The following is a 16,668-nucleotide window of genomic DNA, read 5'->3' on the forward strand; positions in this document are numbered from 1 at the left end:
TTGAAATAATGTCACAATAATTGTTTTCTAACGACGAATACTATGACACATCTCAATGAGTTATATCTTATCTTAAACAAATCTCTAAAATGGAACAAGTCACATTTAAAGTACTTTGCGCTCATCATGCTTGTGATTATTTTAAAGCAAACATGTAATCTTTGGCACTGTTGCAAATAGAGATTTGAGTCGATGATGTTCCCTTTAAAAAGTACTTAGAGACCGAAAACCCTGTTGATTAGACATACTTCACCCTGAGGCTGACCATAATAAAATGACGATGCTTGTCCTTTACGTAGTGCACGCATGACTTCAATACCTTTAATTGTGGCATAAGCCGTCTTCATAGATTTGAATCCTAATGTGGCCCTGATGATCCGCTTTAGCTTGCCATGATCACATTCAATCACGTTATTTTTAAACTTAATCTGCCTGTGCTCAAGGTCTGGTGGACATTTACCTTCCCGTTTTAACCGTGATAAAGCACGTCCATATGTGGGTGCTTTATCCGTGTTGATCACTTGTGGAATTTGCCACTTCTTCACATTATTTAAAATTTTTCCAAGAAAACAATATGCTGATTTGGTATTACGTCTAGAAGAAAGATAAAAATCAATGGTATCGCCACGTTGATCGACTGCACGATACAGATAAGACCATCGTCCATTCACTTTTACATAGGTTTCATCAATATGCCACGAGCTCAGATCTGTAGGATTACGCCAATACCAGCGTAAACGTTTTTCTATTTCAGGAGCATAACGTTGAACCCAACGGTAAATAGTCGTGTGATCAACATTCACACCCCGTTCGGCCAGCATTTCCTGCAGTTCACGATAGCTAATGCCATATTTACAATACCAGCGCACAGCCCAAAGAATGATTTCGCCCTGAAAATGCCGACCATGGAAAGGATTCATATGCTGCACCTTTAGCTAAAACAGTCTTCAGCTTACCATTCGTGGTTATTTGCAACAGTGCCGTTTAAAGTGCGTGTGATAAATAGAAGTGTAATACAGGAAAATGGTAAGGTTTATCAGCCTAGTCATCTGTCCATTATGTAGAAAGAGCAGCACTTTAATGTTTATGCTGTTCCAATGTATTACATTCCTTACTTTCTATTTGTAACGTAATTTCAGTAATACTATGATTATGTTTTAGAACTTCTAAGGCCTTTTGATAGAGTTGATCTGTATTGCTATTCGGAGCAACCAAATGAGCAGTTAAATGAATATTTTTTGAGGATATAGCCCAGACTTTCAACTGATGAATCCCTTCAACGCCCTCTAGCTTCAATAAATCATTTCTTAACGACTCAATATCAATCTCATCAGGAACTCCTTCAAGCAGAATATTAATACTTTGTTTTAATAAAATCCAAGTTCGAGGTAAGACCCAGAAGCCAATTAACACAGCGATTACGGTATCAACCCACATCCACTGGGTAAAATAAATAACTATTCCTCCGATAATCACGCCTATCGATCCTAGAGCATCACTAAGAACTTCTAAATATGCACCTTTTATATTTAGACTTCCTTCAGCACTAGCAGAAAGGATTTTCATTGAAATCAAATTTACGACCAAACCAATGACCGCGACAATCATCATTTCAACACTTTGAATTTCAGCAGGGTTCGTAAAACGTTGATAAGCTTCATATACAATATATATTGCTACCACAAAAAGCATCACCGCATTAAACAGAGCCGCTAAAATTTCAAATCGCTGATAGCCAAAAGTTCTTTTATCATCTGCGGCTTTTTTACCAATTTTGATAGCGGCAAGAGCAATAGCTAAAGCGGCTACATCAGTAAACATATGAGCTGCATCAGATAACAAAGCCAAACTTTGGGTAATAAAAGCAGCGACAACTTCTACTATTAAAAAAGTAGTCGTTAAACCTAAGGCAACCATTAACTTCTTACTATTTTCTTCAGTAACAACCGCATGGCTATGATCATGATGTTCTGACATAAAATATTTTCCTTATTCTATTTATGATGAGCAGAGATATTGGATAACAGCCAATATCTCTGCTGTAAATCGACTAATCTATTGGATTAAGAAACTTTCTTTTCATTCATCCAGCGGTACAGTACGGGCAATAAAACCAATGTAAGCAGGGTAGAGGAGATAATTCCTCCAATAACCACTGTTGCTAAAGGTCTCTGTACTTCTGCCCCAGTTCCGGTTGCCAAAGCCATCGGGACAAACCCAAGGGACGCCACACAAGCGGTCATCAGCACAGGTCTAAGACGCAAAATTGCACCCTGCCACGTTGCATAATAAAGGTCATATTGCTGTCGCAACTCTTTGATAAAGGTGAGCATGACTAAGCCATTCAGTACAGCCACCCCCGATAGTGCAATGAAGCCAACCCCTGCTGACATGGATAATGGAATGTCACGCAACCACAACGCGATTAAGCCTCCACATAAGGCAAACGGGACACCACTAAAGACCAGTAAGCTTTCTTTGATATTATGGAATACAGCCATCAATAAAATAAAGATCGTCAACAATGCGAGCGGAACCACCAATTGCATACGCGCTTTTGCAGACATCAGATTTTGAAATTGACCGCCATAATCTATCCAATAACCGCTTGGTAATTCCTGTTTGGATAACGTGCTCTGAAGTTCTGTTACGAATGAGCCTAAATCGCGTCCTTCTACATTTGCAGTAATAACCACCCGACGTTTACCATTTTCACGGCTGACCTGATTAATACCCAGGATATTTTCAACGCGTGCAACATCTTGCAGTTGGACTAAACCACCATTTGGCAATTGAACAGGAAGTAGCGCTAACTGCTCGGGACTACGCTGGGATTCATCTAGACGGATAACAAAATCAAAACGCTTGTCTCCCTGTAGAATGGTTCCAACATTTTGACCACCGACACTTGTCGCCACCAGATCCTGAATTGCTCTTACCGACAAGCCGTATTGTGCTGCTCTGGACTTATCAACTTCTACATTCAACAAGGGTAAGCCGCTGGTTTGCTCTACATTAACGGCTGTCGCGCCTGAAATTGATTTAATTTTCTGAGAAATCTTATTCGCTTCACGATTCAGAATTTCCATATCATCGCCAAATAACTTGACACCCACATCACTTCGCACCCCTGAAATTAACTCGTTAAAACGCAGTTCAATGGGTTGCGAGAACTCACTGTTATTTCCCGGCAATGTCGCTAAGAAAGTAATCATTCTTTGGCGAAGCTCATCAATCGTTTGTTTTGGATCAGGCCATTCATCATGAGGTTTTAACAGTACCACGCCATCTGAAATGTTGGGTGGCATGACATCTGTGGCCACTTCTGCTGTACCGGTACGGGCAAAGATTGCTTTAATTTCAGGAAATTCTTTCAACAGTAACTTTTCAGTATTTTCCTGCATTCTCAGTGACTGTTCTAACCCTGTACTTGGGGAACGCATTTGCTGAACAGCAAAATCACCTTCACCCAGTTGAGGTGCAAACTCGCTACCTGTTTGAGTAGCTAGCACACCCGTAAGCACTAAAATACAGGCAGCCACAATAGTCACAAATAAACGAAGCTCATAGGCTCTATCTAAAAGCAATTCATATTTAGTTTTAAGCCAATGCATCCAGCGACTTTCGGTTTCCTTGACTTCTCCAGTGACAAATAGGGCAACTGCGGCTGGCACAAAAGTGACAGATAAAATCATGGCCCCAATTAAAGCCAGTACAACCGTCATTGCCATAGGATGGAAAAGTTTGGCTTCTACACCCGTCAGGGTAAAGATAGGTAGATAAACTACCAAAATAATTAACTGTCCAAAGATGAGAGGACGACGCGCCTGTTTTGCAGCCAAGAAGACTTCTTTAAATCTTTCAGAACGGCTAAGTAAACCACCTTTCAGCTTCTGAGCTTCTGCTAGCCGACGGATACAGTTTTCTACAATAACCACTGCACCATCAATAATAATACCGAAGTCCAGTGCCCCTAAACTCATCAGATTTGCACTAATCTTCTGCTCTGCCATTCCCGTCAAGGTAAACAGCATTGACAGTGGAATAACGCAAGCCGTGATCAGCGCAGCACGGAAATTACCTAGAAAGAGAAATAAAATAACAATGACGAGGATTGCACCCTCAATCAAATTTTTCTGAACGGTTTTGATCGCCCGATCAACCAAATGCGTACGGTCATACACAGTCTCAATCACCACACCTTTAGGTAGCGATTGCTGGATCGATTGCACCTTTTCATCAATGGCTTGAGCAACGGTACGGCTATTTTCTCCCATCATCATCATGGCAATACCCAATACAGTTTCTTCACCATTATAGGTTGCAGCCCCTGTTCTTAAGTCATGACCAATTGAGACATTGGCGACATCTGCCACCCGAATAGGATAGCCGTTTTTATTGGTAATACTGATGTTCTGGATATCTTCAATCGTGTTTAAAGTGCCGGGAACACGAACCGTTAGCTGTTGTCCATTTTTCTCAATATAGCCAGCACCACGGTTTTCATTATTCTCTGTTAAGGCAGTTTGTAAATCAGACAAAGGAATTTGCAATTGTTGCAATCGGTTCAGATCAGGGGCAACCACATAGGTTTTATTAAAGCCACCGATACTGTTGATCTCCGCAACGCCTTTTACGCGCTGTAATTGCGGTCTTACAATCCAATCCTGAATTTCACGTAAATCCATCGCCGAATAAGGGGTTCCATCCGGCTTTTTAGCATTTGGTTCGGCTTTAATCACCCATTGATAGATTTCACCTAAACCTGTCGAAATAGGCGACATGTTAGGTTGCACATCTTCAGGCATTTCTCCCATTGCTTCTTGCAAGCGCTGGTTGATAAGCTGTCTGGCCCAGTAAATATCCGTGCCATCTTCAAAAATGATGGTCACTTGCGATAAGCCGTAGCGTGAAATAGAACGGGTTTGTTCCATTTTCGGCATGCCTGACATGGCATTCTCGATTGGATATGTAATCCGCTGTTCCATTTCTAAAGCCGTAAAACCATTGGCTGAAGTGTTAATCTGCACCTGAGTATTGGTAATATCTGGTACAGCATCAATCGGTAACTTTTGATAACTATAAATACCAATAGCAATCCAAGCCGCAATAAACAGCATGACCCAGATTGCGTTATGGATAGAAAACTGGATCAGTCGATCAAACAGTCCTTCAGGTTTTACCGATTCGTGGTCTGGAATTTGAGGAGTTTCAGTGCTCATGTGAAGCCTCTCCTTTTTCCAGCTCGGATTTCAGTAAAAAACTGCCTTGAGCGGCATATTTTTGTCCCTGACTAAGCCCACTCACCACTTCAATCCATTGGCTCTCCCCAGATGATTGCCCTAATTTCACAGGTTGCGGACTGAATTCAACTTTTTGTCCATGCTGAGTGGCGACAAAAACCACATCTTTTCCATCGACATTCTGAACTGCGGACTTAAGTACCCGTAATGCGGTACTTTCACTCCGTTGTTGCAACTGTACGTTCACCATCAAGTTTGGACGTAATTCGGTTGCATTCGATTCAACTTTTGCTCGCACCTGAAGACGACCTGTTTGAATATCCGCTTCAGTATTTAAAGTCTGAATAACAGCTTGATAAACCTTTTCTGTTTGCAAGGATTTAAATTCGATCTTTTGATTCGGGGCTAAGCCCATAATTTCAGAATTTGGAACAATAAACTCAAGCCAGAGTTGATCTAACCGGTCTATCGTAAAGAGTTGATCGGCTAACTGAACATTTTCCCCGAGAACCAAATCCTTTTTACTGATCACGCCAGAAATGGGAGCTTTCAAAATATAGCGTCCGTTACTGGCATTCACTGCACCAAATGCACTTAAACGTGATTGGGCCGCTTGAACCTGAATTTGTGCCCGTTTATAGCTGTTATAAGCACGTTGATAGTCCTGTTTTGCTGAAATGCCCTGTGACCAAAGCTGACGCTCACGATCATAGTCTTGTTTCGCCAGTTCAAGGTTGGTTTGTTCAATTTTAAGATTGGCCTGCTGATCAACTAGATCAGGAACAAGCAACGCAGCCAAAGGCTGTCCTTTCTGAACTTTTTGACCGAGTTCTACATAGACATTTTCTACATGACCACTAAAACTCGGTGAGACGTGCGCTTGCTGATCCGTATTCACATTGAGTTTGGCAGGATAAGAACTTAATTTAACCACCGGGCCTTGATCGACCGCTGATAATTGTATGCCCTGTTCCACCAGTTGCTTGGCAGTCAGGCTCACACCTTCTGCATGCTCTTCGGTTTCACCGCCATGTTCTTCTCCGCTTTCTTCCTCTGCATGTTCATCTGATGTTTCCGATTTATTCTTACCAGTTAAGATCAAAAAAATACTGAGGAGTACGGTAGCGCCGATAACCAAACTAATCAGTAGAGGTTGAGAGATTTTTCCGCTCTGTTTTTTTAAGCTGTTTTTAAGATCGAACATGTTAATTTCCCCCACCAATGACAGGCATGGCCTGTATGTCTTGCCATAAGTTTTGATTGATTTGTGCAATAGCATCTTTCGACATGACTTCACTTGGGCTAATGCCTAAGCTCAAACTTTCTGCTTCAATGGCCTTTTGCCAGCCATCCCGTAACAACTGGACTTTACGCAGACGGATGTCTTGTAATTGAAGCGTGGCTTGCTGAACATCGGTTAAAGCAAACTTGCCTGCCAAGAAACCTTGTAGCGTCTTACTTTGAACTTGAGTCGCCAAAGGAATTTGAGTCTCGTCAACGACTTTGAATTGCAGCTCTAAACCCTGCAACTCGGTTAAAATTGTGCCTATTTGCAGCGCATTTTGCTTCAGATAAAACTCTTTCTGACGCTCTAATAAGTTCATTTTTTCTTGCGCGATTTTTATGCCATTTTGCTGACGATCGAAAATATTAAGCGGTACACTGACTCCGACTACTAATTGATTTTGTGTGGAGTTTTCCAAGGATTGGGTGCGGTTGACACCTAGGTTTAAAGTGGGGTTAGGACGTGCCTTTGCCCTTAGTTGATCAACCGTTGCTTGAGACTCTAATACCAGTAAAGCTCGATATTTCTCAACGTAGTTTTCCGCTAAATATTCTTGAACCTGTTCATGAGTCGATTTTGGCCAGAGCTTTTGTGAAGAGAGGTTTACCTGCAATGACTTATCAGACGTACCCCATAAATTTGATAATTGTTGGGTGGCCACTTGTACCTGTAAGTCTGCCTGTCTAAAAAGACGGATATTTTCAGCATGGCTTAAACGTGCGCGATTTACATCTACTTGGGCAATACTGCCTGCATTAAAGCGCTTTTCGATTGCTTGAAGGTTTTCTTGGCTCACCCGAAGTTGTTCATTGACAATGTTTTTTTCAAGTTCAGCAATGGCCAGTTGTGACCATACATATTTCACTGCAAGCTCAATTTGTGCTTGATAAATCTTCTGTTTCAGCGCTGTTTTATCTGTAGAGAGACTGGCTAATTTTTGGTTTGCTCTTCGCTCACCAAAAATATCCAAAGGTTGTGATATACCGATGGCAAGCTCTTTTTCATTATTTGAACCAAAGCCCGTTTGTTCAACTGACAATTCAGGATTTTTAAACAGCTTACTTTGCTGAAGATTCGTGGCATTAATACTATTTTGCGTTTCCCAGAAATTTTGGGACGCTTGATATTGGTTAACCTGCTCAATAGCTTGCTGCAGCGTTAAATCTTGAGTACTGGCGACTACGGAAGTACTGAAGCTGATCATTACAGATAGCAAGATACCGCTACCTAAGGCTGACCAGGATAAATTCAGGATGGAGGTATCCTGATGTAATTTGTTTTTTGACATGAAAATGCCCCACGCATAATGAAATTAGGAGTGGTGGGCTTTTATAAGACTACCCCACCAATAGTAGGGGCAAATCGGGAGGCGGGGTTAATTGATTCAGATAAGGGGGTTTATAAAAAGTTATTCCCAAATAAGTTGGGGTAATGCCGGTCTCAAAATTAGCTTTAAGCTTCAGATCATCGGGTGGGTCAATCTGAATCACGATTGTATTTGAGAAATGACTGCACTTTTCGTTAAAACAAACCTTCTGACAATAGTCATAGATTTCTTTATAGTTTTCTAGGGAATAAAGTGCTTGACGAGGACTATCACTCTTTTCGTCTAAATCGATTGGATTAGAGAGTATTGAATTGGGTATGTTTGGCATTTCATGCAGACACGCAGCCTCTGCCACACTCCAAATATTCTGGAATGTGAATAAGAGTACCAATATCTGGATTAGAAATGTTTTTCTCTTCATACACAAATCTGTATTTAAAACACCAATAAGAAGCTGTCCAGATCTATCAAAGATCTGATCACAGAATTTGAGTAACCTTAAACTTTTTGCAGCCTTAAGTAAAGATATACAGAATTTTTGAAAAAAGCATAGGTCTAGATAATCAAGCTAGATTTTTTAGAACTCCACATTGGTCAATTGTACATAAGCCATCACAAGTACCCCTTAAATCAGATAATTGTTCAATAAGCTTTTGTTGCTTGATTATATTTTCTCTGATAGCACTGACATGTAAGTCAATTAATTCATTCACATCTGAACAATTTTTCTTGGGATTATCTTTATAGGTGAGTAATTGACGAATTTCATTCAAACTCATATTTAAAGTTCGGCAATTCAAAATAAACTTAATTCGCTCAACATAGCCTATATCGTAAAGGCGGTAATTTCCTTCCGTTCTTTCGGGTTCCGGAATTAAACCTTCCTTTTCATAAAACCTAATTGTTAATACTGAACATGAGGTTTTTTTAGAGAGTTCACCAATTTTTAAATGCATTGAGTTGGTATTTCCAAAAAATCTTGACTCTATAGTAACTATAGGGATTCTAATATTCAAAGTTTATAAATTTTTTTAATGGGTATAACTATGAGTGGCTGTGGATGTAGTAAAGAAACACCATGCGAAGATAAGAAATCTCAACAAGAAAATCATCCATCAATTGCAGAAGCAAGCAATTCAAAGAATTGTGATAATACGCCTAGCTGTTGTGGTGAAGAGGAAGAAAAAAAATCTTCATCTCCTTGCTGTAACACTTCAAACAGTTGTGAAGATACCGCTCAATCCTGTTGTGGTTCTGATCCCAAAGAAAATTTAAGCACTGAAGACGTTTTAAAAGATTCGCACTACATGAGTGAATACTTAGTTCCCAAAATGGATTGTTCTGCGGAAGAACAGATGGTTCGTATGGCGCTATCTTCAATTGATGGTGTTCAAAAACTCATCTTTGATTTACCTAACCGGTCTTTAAAGGTTCTACATAATCAAAAAGATGAAAATATAACTACCAAACTTGAAGCTTTGGGTTTTGGTGCAAAGCTTGTGAAGACTGAAACTTATATAAGCAATCAACAGGCTAAGCAAACAAGTACCTACACCATTCCTAAAATGGATTGCTCTGCTGAAGAGCAAATGGTCCGTATGGCTCTTGCAGATATTGAAGCAGTTAAAGGTCTTACTTTTGATCTTCCCAATCGAAAACTGAAAGTCTTCCATAATGAAGGGATTCAGCAAATTACGGCTAAACTCGAAGGACTGGGTTTTGGGGCGAAACTTGATGAAACACAGCTTTCCTCAGGCGATATACCTAATGAACCTGATCCTGTGAGACAAGCTAAAGGGCACTGTTGCAAATAGTCGGTGGTGATAAACTTATCATCCCCTTTTGCTGATGGAGCTGCACATGAACCCATTCAAAGGCCGGCATTTTCAGCGTGACATCATTCTGTGGGCCGTACGCTGGTACTGCAAATACGGCATCAGTTACCGTGAGCTGCAGGAGATGCTGGCTGAACGCGGAGTGAATGTCGATCACTCCACGATTTACCGCTGGGTTCAGCGTTATGCGCCTGAAATGGAAAAACGGCTGCGCTGGTACTGGCGTAACCCTTCCGATCTTTGCCCGTGGCACATGGATGAAACCTACGTGAAGGTCAATGGCCGCTGGGCGTATCTGTACCGGGCCGTCGACAGCCGGGGCCGCACTGTCGATTTTTATCTCTCCTCCCGTCGTAACAGCAAAGCTGCATACCGGTTTCTGGGTAAAATCCTCAACAACGTGAAGAAGTGGCAGATCCCACGATTCATCAACACGGATAAAGCGCCCGCCTATGGTCGCGCGCTTGCTCTGCTCAAACGCGAAGGCCGGTGCCCGTCTGACGTTGAACACCGACAGATTAAGTACCGGAACAACGTGATTGAATGCGATCATGGCAAACTGAAACGGATAATCAACGCCACGCTGGGATTTAAATCCATGAAGACGGCTTACGCCACCATCAAAGGTATTGAGGTGATGCGTGCACTACGCAAAGGCCAGGCCTCAGCATTTTATTATGGTGATCCCCTGGGCGAAATGCGCCTGGTAAGCAGAGTTTTTGAAACGTAAGGCCTTTGAATAAGACAAAAGGCTGCCTCATCGCTAACTTTGCAACAGTGCCGAATTTAGCGCGGTCGCTAAACATTTCGGCACCACCCAGGTGCTGCACGATATCAATCTGAAAATTGATGCCGGTGAATACCGGCTGGCTGCCGACGATCCGGATGAGGAGAACACCCTCGCCACGGCAGTTTTCACCCTCGATGCCAACCACGTCAGGTGGCAAATTTTCGACATTAACCGCGACGATGCTAAATTTCAGGGAGAAGTGCGTGGGTGAGATAGCCGGTCGTCAGTCATAAAGGGCAGGGTAGTACCGTTGGCCCGGCGTTCGATAGTACCGTCCGGATACTGCCAGATATCGGCGTCCAGGGAGATGTCCTGAAGCGCGGTGTCCGGAATTTCAGGTTTGTGTCTCTACAAAGACTAACTATCAGAAAAACTCATCGAGCATCAAATGAAACTGCAATTTATTCATATCAGGATTATCAATACCATATTTTTGAAAAAGCCGTTTCTGTAATGAAGGAGAAAACTCACCGAGGCAGTTCCATAGGATGGCAAGATCCTGGTATCGGTCTGCGATTCCGACTCGTCCAACATCAATACAACCTATTAATTTCCCCTCGTCAAAAATAAGGTTATCAAGTGAGAAATCACCATGAGTGACGACTGAATCCGGTGAGAATGGCAAAAGCTTATGCATTTCTTTCCAGACTTGTTCAACAGGCCAGCCATTACGCTCGTCATCAAAATCACTAGCATCAACCAAACCGTTATTCATTCGTGATTGCGCCTGAGCGAGACGAAATACGCGATCGCTGTTAAAAGGACAATTACAAACAGGAATCGAATGCAACCGGCGCAGGAACACTGCCAGCGCATCAACAATATTTTCACCTGAATCAGGATATTCTTCTAATACCTGGAATGCTGTTTTCCCGGGGATCGCAGTGGTGAGTAACCATGCATCATCAGGAGTACGGATAAAATGCTTGATGGTCGGAAGAGGCATAAATGCCGTCAGCCAGTTTAGTCTGACCATCTCATCTGTAACATCATTGGCAACGCTACCTTTGCCATGTTTCAGAAACAACTCTGGCGCATTGGGCTTCCCATACAATCGATAGATTGTCGCACCTGATTGCCCGACATTATCGCGAGCCCATCTATACCCATATAAATCAGCATCCAGGTTGGAATTTAATCGCGGCCTCGAGCAAGACGTTTCCCGTTGAATATGGCTCATAACACCCCTTGTATTACTGTTTATGTAAGCAGACAGTTTTATTGTTCATGATGATATATTTTTATCGGCACTGTTGCAAATAGTCGGTGGTGATAAACTTATCATCCCCTTTTGCTGATGGAGCTGCACATGAACCCATTCAAAGGCCGGCATTTTCAGCGTGACATCATTCTGTGGGCCGTACGCTGGTACTGCAAATACGGCATCAGTTACCGTGAGCTGCAGGAGATGCTGGCTGAACGCGGAGTGAATGTCGATCACTCCACGATTTACCGCTGGGTTCAGCGTTATGCGCCTGAAATGGAAAAACGGCTGCGCTGGTACTGGCGTAACCCTTCCGATCTTTGCCCGTGGCACATGGATGAAACCTACGTGAAGGTCAATGGCCGCTGGGCGTATCTGTACCGGGCCGTCGACAGCCGGGGCCGCACTGTCGATTTTTATCTCTCCTCCCGTCGTAACAGCAAAGCTGCATACCGGTTTCTGGGTAAAATCCTCAACAACGTGAAGAAGTGGCAGATCCCGCGATTCATCAACACGGATAAAGCGCCCGCCTATGGTCGCGCGCTTGCTCTGCTCAAACGCGAAGGCCGGTGCCCGTCTGACGTTGAACACCGACAGATTAAGTACCGGAACAACGTGATTGAATGCGATCATGGCAAACTGAAACGGATAATCGGCGCCACGCTGGGATTTAAATCCATGAAGACGGCTTACGCCACCATCAAAGGTATTGAGGTGATGCGTGCACTACGCAAAGGCCAGGCCTCAGCATTTTATTATGGTGATCCCCTGGGCGAAATGCGCCTGGTAAGCAGAGTTTTTGAAATGTAAGGCCTTTGAATAAGACAAAAGGCTGCCTCATCGCTAACTTTGCAACAGTGCCGTCTGCTCAGTGGTCAGAAAGTCAACGGGCATATCGGCCTCCCTGCCTGACGGGCATTTAGTAACATTTTTCCAACCGTACGAAATGTTATAAATTATCGGACATCGTAAAACTGTTACATTAATATGTCTATTAAATCGTAAATTTGTAATAATAGACATGAGTTGTCCGATATTCGATTTAAGGTACATTTTTATGCGACTTTTTGGTTACGCTCGGGTCTCAACCAGTCAGCAGTCTCTTGATCTTCAGGTCAGAGCACTCAAAGACGCAGGTGTGAAAGCAAACCGTATATTTACCGATAAGGCATCCGGCAGTTCAACAGATCGGGAAGGGCTGGATTTGCTGAGGATGAAGGTGGAGGAAGGTGATGTCATTCTGGTTAAGAAGCTCGACCGTCTTGGCCGCGACACTGCCGATATGATCCAACTGATAAAGGAATTTGACGCTCAGGGCGTGGCAGTCCGGTTCATTGATGACGGGATCAGTACCGACGGTGATATGGGGCAAATGGTGGTCACCATCCTGTCGGCTGTGGCACAGGCTGAACGCCGGAGGATCCTAGAGCGCACGAATGAGGGCCGACAGGAAGCAAAGCTGAAAGGAATCAAATTTGGCCGCAGGCGTACCGTGGACAGGAACGTCGTGCTGACGCTTCATCAGAAGGGCACTGGTGCAACGGAAATTGCTCATCAGCTCAGTATTGCCCGCTCCACGGTTTATAAAATTCTTGAAGACGAAAGGGCCTCGTGATACGCCTATTTTTATAGGTTAATGTCATGATAATAATGGTTTCTTAGACGTCAGGTGGCACTTTTCGGGGAAATGTGCGCGGAACCCCTATTTGTTTATTTTTCTAAATACATTCAAATATGTATCCGCTCATGAGACAATAACCCTGATAAATGCTTCAATAATATTGAAAAAGGAAGAGTATGAGTATTCAACATTTCCGTGTCGCCCTTATTCCCTTTTTTGCGGCATTTTGCCTTCCTGTTTTTGCTCACCCAGAAACGCTGGTGAAAGTAAAAGATGCTGAAGATCAGTTGGGTGCACGAGTGGGTTACATCGAACTGGATCTCAACAGCGGTAAGATCCTTGAGAGTTTTCGCCCCGAAGAACGTTTTCCAATGATGAGCACTTTTAAAGTTCTGCTATGTGGTGCGGTATTATCCCGTGTTGACGCCGGGCAAGAGCAACTCGGTCGCCGCATACACTATTCTCAGAATGACTTGGTTGAGTACTCACCAGTCACAGAAAAGCATCTTACGGATGGCATGACAGTAAGAGAATTATGCAGTGCTGCCATAACCATGAGTGATAACACTGCGGCCAACTTACTTCTGACAACGATCGGAGGACCGAAGGAGCTAACCGCTTTTTTGCACAACATGGGGGATCATGTAACTCGCCTTGATCGTTGGGAACCGGAGCTGAATGAAGCCATACCAAACGACGAGCGTGACACCACGATGCCTGCAGCAATGGCAACAACGTTGCGCAAACTATTAACTGGCGAACTACTTACTCTAGCTTCCCGGCAACAATTAATAGACTGGATGGAGGCGGATAAAGTTGCAGGACCACTTCTGCGCTCGGCCCTTCCGGCTGGCTGGTTTATTGCTGATAAATCTGGAGCCGGTGAGCGTGGGTCTCGCGGTATCATTGCAGCACTGGGGCCAGATGGTAAGCCCTCCCGTATCGTAGTTATCTACACGACGGGGAGTCAGGCAACTATGGATGAACGAAATAGACAGATCGCTGAGATAGGTGCCTCACTGATTAAGCATTGGTAACTGTCAGACCAAGTTTACTCATATATACTTTAGATTGATTTAAAACTTCATTTTTAATTTAAAAGGATCTAGGTGAAGATCCTTTTTGATAATCTCATGACCAAAATCCCTTAACGTGAGTTTTCGTTCCACTGAGCGTCAGACCCCAAATACAGGTGCCATTTATCTGATATGGAGAATAACATGAGGAAATATATTCCACTGGTATTATTTATCTTTTCATGGCCGGTATTGTGTGCAGATATTCATGGACGGGTTGTTCGTGTACTGGACGGTGATACCATCGAGGTCATGGACTCACGGAAGGCAGTGCGGATCAGGCTGATAAATATTGATGCACCGGAAAAGAAACAGGATTATGGCCGGTGGTCAACGGACATGATGAAATCACTGGTTGCAGGAAAAACGGTTACCGTCACATATTTTCAGCGAGATCGTTATGGTCGTATTCTCGGGCAGGTTTATGCACCAGACGGAATGAATGTTAATCAGTTTATGGTCCGGGCCGGGGCTGCCTGGGTATATGAGCAGTACAACACAGATCCCGTGCTGCCTGTCCTTCAGAACGAAGCCAGACAACAAAAACGTGGGCTCTGGTCAGATGCTGATCCGGTTCCCCCCTGGATATGGAGACACCGTAAATAAAGCGATGGCAATCTTATCATTCATCTGTTCTCAGCGGGAATAAAAATGGCGAAAACAAAACAGGAATGGCTGTATCAGTTACGGCGATGTTCATCAGTCAATACGCTGGAAAAAATTATTCATAAAAACAGAGACAGTTTATTAAACAGTGAACGTGAATCATTTAATTCAGCAGCAGACCACCGGTTAGCGGAATTAATCACCGGAAAGTTATATGACAGGATACCAAAAGAGATATGGAAATATGTAAGGTAATAATTCAGCATAATTAATTACCAGGAGCAGATAAACAATGAAGCTGATTATTTTTATTCTTATTGTTCTGATTATTGCAGCGTTACTTATCCGGATTATCCTCAGAAGTGTAAATCAGCATTCTCCTTTGCTGATGCAATTGCATGCGGCAGGTATACGGACCGGTGATGCAGAGCGAATACTGTCCGGCGGTGAATACTGGCAACGTCAGAAGACGCTGCTGACAGAAAGGGAAGTCAGTTTTATGAAAGGACTGTTCAGAATTGTGGATATGAAGCGGTGGTATCTGTGTCCGCAGGTACGGGTCGCGGATATCGTCCAGCTGAACGGGAATATCCGGCCACGATCACGCCAGTGGTGGCAGTTATTCAGGATGGTGTCTCAGTGGCATGTTGATGTGGTTATCGTTGAGCGGCGTTCGTTCAGTATTGTTGCAGCAGTAGAGCTGGATGATGCCAGCCATTTACGACCGGAACGCAGACGCCGGGATATTCTTCTGGAAGAGGTTCTGAGGCAGGCTGGTATTCCGTTGCTCAGAAGCCACGATGCCAGAAAACTGCTGCAGATGACCGGAGAATGGCTGAATACAACAGGGGCTGATCAGCAGTCCCCGGAACATCGTAGCTGACGCCTTCGCGTTGCTCAGTTGTCCAACCCCGGAAACGGGAAAAAGCAAGTTTTCCCCGCTCCCGGCGTTTCAATAACTGAAAACCATACTATTTCACAGTTTAAATCACATTAAACGACAGTAATCCCCGTTGATTTGTGCGCCAACACAGATCTTCGTCACAATTCTCAAGTCGCTGATTTCAAAAAACTGTAGTATCCTCTGCGAAACGATCCCTGTTTGAGTATTGAGGAGGCGAGATGTCGCAGACAGAAAATGCAGTGACTTCCTCATCTGGCGCAAAACGAGCATACAGAAAGGGGAATCCGCTTTCTGATGCAGAGAAACAAAGATTATCAGTGGCCCGTAAAAGAGCTTCGTTCAAGGAAGTAAAAGTATTTCTTGAACCAAAGTATAAGGCCATGCTCATGCAAATGTGTCATGAAGATGGTCTGACTCAGGCTGAAGTTCTGACCGCACTGATAAAAAGTGAAGCGCAAAAACGATGCATGTGATGATGGGCTTACATTCTTGAGTGTTCAGAAGATTAGTGCTAGATTACTGATCGTTTAAGGAATTTTGTGGCTGGCCACGCCGTAAGGTGGCAAGGAACTGGTTCTGATGTGGATTTACAGGAGCCAGAAAAGCAAAAACCCCGATAATCTTCTTCAACTTTGGCGAGTACGAAAAGATTACCGGGGCCCACTTAAACCGTATAGCCAACAATTCAGCTATGCGGGGAGTATAGTTATATGCCCGGAAAAGTTCAAGACTTCTTTCTGTGCTCGCTCCTTCTGCGCATTGTAAGTGCAGGATGGT

General features: G+C 43.4%; 17 protein-coding genes and 2 pseudogenes. 11 read left to right on the forward strand and 8 right to left on the reverse strand.

Annotated features, from left to right (window positions below; all coding sequences use genetic code 11):
- Positions 1-42: 42 nt before the first annotated feature.
- Positions 43-162 (forward strand): annotated as a pseudogene (locus O4M77_RS15385) (IS4 family transposase); the annotation flags it as partial.
- Positions 163-215: 53 nt separating this feature from the next.
- Here O4M77_RS15385 and O4M77_RS15390 read toward each other — a convergent pair.
- From O4M77_RS15390 to cadR, 7 genes are all read right to left on the reverse strand, one after another.
- Positions 216-920 (reverse strand): IS6-like element IS1006 family transposase, encoded by a 705-nt coding sequence (locus tag O4M77_RS15390; protein WP_004897650.1) that lies wholly within the window; start codon positions 918-920, stop codon positions 216-218.
- A 157-nt stretch (positions 921-1,077) separates the two neighbouring features.
- Positions 1,078-1,977: a cation diffusion facilitator family transporter gene (locus O4M77_RS15395; protein ID WP_166139605.1), complete on the reverse strand. Its 900-nt coding sequence runs from the start codon at positions 1,975-1,977 to the stop codon at positions 1,078-1,080.
- 86 nt (positions 1,978-2,063) lie between these two features.
- Positions 2,064-5,222 (reverse strand): efflux RND transporter permease subunit, encoded by a 3,159-nt coding sequence (locus tag O4M77_RS15400; protein ID WP_166139607.1) that lies wholly within the window; start codon positions 5,220-5,222, stop codon positions 2,064-2,066.
- Complete coding sequence (locus O4M77_RS15405) at positions 5,212-6,447, reverse strand: efflux RND transporter periplasmic adaptor subunit (RefSeq protein ID WP_004281853.1); 1,236 nt, start codon at positions 6,445-6,447, stop codon at positions 5,212-5,214. Before O4M77_RS15405 ends, O4M77_RS15400 begins: the two co-directional genes overlap by 11 nt.
- A gap of 1 nt (position 6,448) precedes the next feature.
- Complete coding sequence (locus tag O4M77_RS15410; protein WP_163170697.1) at positions 6,449-7,816, reverse strand: TolC family protein; 1,368 nt, start codon at positions 7,814-7,816, stop codon at positions 6,449-6,451.
- Between the two features lie 49 nt (positions 7,817-7,865).
- Positions 7,866-8,276 carry a hypothetical protein gene (locus O4M77_RS15415; protein ID WP_005180699.1) on the reverse strand — a complete coding sequence of 137 codons (411 nt, stop codon included), beginning with the start codon at positions 8,274-8,276 and terminating at the stop codon, positions 7,866-7,868.
- A 142-nt stretch (positions 8,277-8,418) separates the two neighbouring features.
- On the reverse strand, positions 8,419-8,811 hold the full coding sequence (gene cadR / locus O4M77_RS15420; RefSeq protein ID WP_004281856.1) for a Cd(II)/Pb(II)-responsive transcriptional regulator: 393 nt from the start codon (positions 8,809-8,811) through the stop codon (positions 8,419-8,421).
- A 90-nt stretch (positions 8,812-8,901) separates the two neighbouring features.
- Between cadR and O4M77_RS15425 the strand changes: the two are divergent.
- From O4M77_RS15425 to O4M77_RS15435, 3 genes and pseudogenes are all read left to right on the forward strand, one after another.
- Positions 8,902-9,651 (forward strand): annotated as a pseudogene (locus tag O4M77_RS15425) (cation transporter); the annotation flags it as partial.
- A gap of 64 nt (positions 9,652-9,715) precedes the next feature.
- Positions 9,716-10,420, forward strand: coding sequence for an IS6-like element IS26 family transposase (locus O4M77_RS15430; protein ID WP_057691283.1), 705 nt, complete (start codon positions 9,716-9,718; stop codon positions 10,418-10,420).
- Between the two features lie 91 nt (positions 10,421-10,511).
- Complete coding sequence (locus tag O4M77_RS15435; RefSeq protein WP_000902128.1) at positions 10,512-10,691, forward strand: hypothetical protein; 180 nt, start codon at positions 10,512-10,514, stop codon at positions 10,689-10,691.
- 153 nt (positions 10,692-10,844) lie between these two features.
- Here O4M77_RS15435 and O4M77_RS15440 read toward each other — a convergent pair whose 3' ends face one another.
- Positions 10,845-11,660: an aminoglycoside O-phosphotransferase APH(3')-Ia gene (locus O4M77_RS15440; protein WP_000018326.1), complete on the reverse strand. Its 816-nt coding sequence runs from the start codon at positions 11,658-11,660 to the stop codon at positions 10,845-10,847.
- Between the two features lie 129 nt (positions 11,661-11,789).
- Between O4M77_RS15440 and O4M77_RS15445 the strand changes: the two genes are divergently transcribed.
- The 7 genes from O4M77_RS15445 (at position 11,790) to O4M77_RS15475 (ending at position 16,364) form a co-directional block, all read left to right on the forward strand.
- Positions 11,790-12,494, forward strand: a complete 705-nt coding sequence (locus O4M77_RS15445) for an IS6-like element IS26 family transposase (RefSeq protein ID WP_001067855.1) — start codon at positions 11,790-11,792, stop codon at positions 12,492-12,494.
- 247 nt (positions 12,495-12,741) lie between these two features.
- Complete coding sequence (locus tag O4M77_RS15450; protein WP_001235713.1) at positions 12,742-13,299, forward strand: recombinase family protein; 558 nt, start codon at positions 12,742-12,744, stop codon at positions 13,297-13,299.
- 182 nt (positions 13,300-13,481) lie between these two features.
- Positions 13,482-14,342, forward strand: coding sequence for a broad-spectrum class A beta-lactamase TEM-1 (locus O4M77_RS15455; protein WP_000027057.1), 861 nt, complete (start codon positions 13,482-13,484; stop codon positions 14,340-14,342).
- A gap of 183 nt (positions 14,343-14,525) precedes the next feature.
- Complete coding sequence (locus tag O4M77_RS15460; protein ID WP_001233838.1) at positions 14,526-14,987, forward strand: thermonuclease family protein; 462 nt, start codon at positions 14,526-14,528, stop codon at positions 14,985-14,987.
- A 45-nt stretch (positions 14,988-15,032) separates the two neighbouring features.
- Positions 15,033-15,242: a hemolysin expression modulator Hha gene (gene hha / locus O4M77_RS15465; RefSeq protein ID WP_001298565.1), complete on the forward strand. Its 210-nt coding sequence runs from the start codon at positions 15,033-15,035 to the stop codon at positions 15,240-15,242.
- Positions 15,243-15,279: 37 nt separating this feature from the next.
- Complete coding sequence (locus O4M77_RS15470; RefSeq protein WP_000766807.1) at positions 15,280-15,870, forward strand: DUF2726 domain-containing protein; 591 nt, start codon at positions 15,280-15,282, stop codon at positions 15,868-15,870.
- Positions 15,871-16,109: 239 nt separating this feature from the next.
- Complete coding sequence (locus tag O4M77_RS15475; protein WP_000083830.1) at positions 16,110-16,364, forward strand: replication regulatory protein RepA; 255 nt, start codon at positions 16,110-16,112, stop codon at positions 16,362-16,364.
- Positions 16,365-16,668: the final 304 nt, after the last annotated feature.

This window comes from Acinetobacter sp. YWS30-1 (assembly GCF_033558715.1).
Classification (GTDB): domain Bacteria; phylum Pseudomonadota; class Gammaproteobacteria; order Pseudomonadales; family Moraxellaceae; genus Acinetobacter.

Excerpts from the sequence above, each read along its gene's own strand:
- O4M77_RS15390 (WP_004897650.1), bottom strand. The coding sequence starts at position 920 with ATGAATCCTTTCCATGGTCGGCATTTTCAGGGCGAAATCATTCTTTGG.
- O4M77_RS15395 (WP_166139605.1), bottom strand. The coding sequence starts at position 1,977 with ATGTCAGAACATCATGATCATAGCCATGCGGTTGTTACTGAAGAAAAT.
- O4M77_RS15400 (WP_166139607.1), bottom strand. The coding sequence starts at position 5,222 with ATGAGCACTGAAACTCCTCAAATTCCAGACCACGAATCGGTAAAACCT.
- O4M77_RS15405 (WP_004281853.1), bottom strand. The coding sequence starts at position 6,447 with ATGTTCGATCTTAAAAACAGCTTAAAAAAACAGAGCGGAAAAATCTCT.
- O4M77_RS15410 (WP_163170697.1), bottom strand. The coding sequence starts at position 7,816 with ATGTCAAAAAACAAATTACATCAGGATACCTCCATCCTGAATTTATCC.
- O4M77_RS15415 (WP_005180699.1), bottom strand. The coding sequence starts at position 8,276 with ATGAAGAGAAAAACATTTCTAATCCAGATATTGGTACTCTTATTCACA.
- cadR (WP_004281856.1), bottom strand. The coding sequence starts at position 8,811 with ATGCATTTAAAAATTGGTGAACTCTCTAAAAAAACCTCATGTTCAGTA.
- O4M77_RS15430 (WP_057691283.1), top strand. The coding sequence starts at position 9,716 with ATGAACCCATTCAAAGGCCGGCATTTTCAGCGTGACATCATTCTGTGG.
- O4M77_RS15440 (WP_000018326.1), bottom strand. The coding sequence starts at position 11,660 with ATGAGCCATATTCAACGGGAAACGTCTTGCTCGAGGCCGCGATTAAAT.
- O4M77_RS15445 (WP_001067855.1), top strand. The coding sequence starts at position 11,790 with ATGAACCCATTCAAAGGCCGGCATTTTCAGCGTGACATCATTCTGTGG.
- O4M77_RS15450 (WP_001235713.1), top strand. The coding sequence starts at position 12,742 with ATGCGACTTTTTGGTTACGCTCGGGTCTCAACCAGTCAGCAGTCTCTT.
- O4M77_RS15455 (WP_000027057.1), top strand. The coding sequence starts at position 13,482 with ATGAGTATTCAACATTTCCGTGTCGCCCTTATTCCCTTTTTTGCGGCA.
- O4M77_RS15460 (WP_001233838.1), top strand. The coding sequence starts at position 14,526 with ATGAGGAAATATATTCCACTGGTATTATTTATCTTTTCATGGCCGGTA.
- hha (WP_001298565.1), top strand. The coding sequence starts at position 15,033 with ATGGCGAAAACAAAACAGGAATGGCTGTATCAGTTACGGCGATGTTCA.
- O4M77_RS15470 (WP_000766807.1), top strand. The coding sequence starts at position 15,280 with ATGAAGCTGATTATTTTTATTCTTATTGTTCTGATTATTGCAGCGTTA.
- O4M77_RS15475 (WP_000083830.1), top strand. The coding sequence starts at position 16,110 with ATGTCGCAGACAGAAAATGCAGTGACTTCCTCATCTGGCGCAAAACGA.